Origin of the sequence: Burkholderia sp. Ac-20392 (genome assembly GCF_017104585.1) — a bacterium.
In the GTDB taxonomy this organism is placed as follows: domain Bacteria; phylum Pseudomonadota; class Gammaproteobacteria; order Burkholderiales; family Burkholderiaceae; genus Burkholderia; species Burkholderia lata.
Genome location: NZ_JAAGPB010001037.1, coordinates 1 through 871 on the forward strand (window position 1 = coordinate 1; position 871 = coordinate 871).

Sequence of the window (871 nt, forward strand, 5' to 3'; positions counted from 1 at the left end):
TCGCTACGCACTCGTGCCGCGCCGGTGCAGATCACCGCACTTGCGCTCGGCCTGATGTGCCTGCTGCTGATCGCGATCACGCGCAACGACCTCGTCGCGGGCTGGCGGCAGTCGACGCCGCCCGATGCGCCGAATCAGTTCCTGATCGACATCCAGCCCGACCAGCGTGCCGACGTCGCGGCCTACCTGACCGCGCACGGCGTGCGCGACGCGGAGCCCGCGCCGATGGTGCGCGGCCGCCTCGTCGCGATCAACGGCAAGCCGGTGAATCCGGACGCGTACCCGTCCGAGGAGGCGCGCCGGCTCGTCGACCGCGAGTTCAACCTGTCTTATACGACCGAGCTGCCGTCCGACAACCGGATCGTCGAAGGCGACTGGTTCGGCACCGCAGCCACACCGCAGATCTCGATCGAGGCCGGCCTCGCGAAGACGCTGAACGTGAAGCCGGGCGACATGCTGCGCTTCGACGTGACGGGCCTGACGGTCGACGCGCCGATCACGAGCGTGCGCAAGCTCGACTGGGGTTCGTTTCGCGTCAATTTCTTCGTGCTGATGCCGCCGCCGGTGCTGAAGGATTTCCCGGCCGTGTACCTGACGAGCTTCCATTTGCCGGCATCGGACGCCGCGCTGCTCGATCCGCTGATCGCGCGCTACCCGAACCTGACCGCGATCGACGTCGCGCCGATCCTCGCGCAGTTGCAGCGGATGATGCTGCAGGTGGTCGGGGCGGTGCAGTTCCTGTTCGTGTTCACGCTCGCGGCCGGCGTGCTCGTGCTGTACACGGCGCTTGCCGGCACGCGCGACGAGCGGGTGCGCGAGGCCGCGCTGCTGCGCGCGCTCGGTGCGTCGCGCGCGCGACGCACCGAGCGCG

Annotated in this window: 1 pseudogene; it reads left to right on the top strand. The window is 69.5% G+C overall.

Annotation, left to right across the window (positions count from 1 at the left end):
* Window positions 1-871: pseudogene (locus tag G3N99_RS40625) on the top strand (ABC transporter permease); the annotation flags it as partial.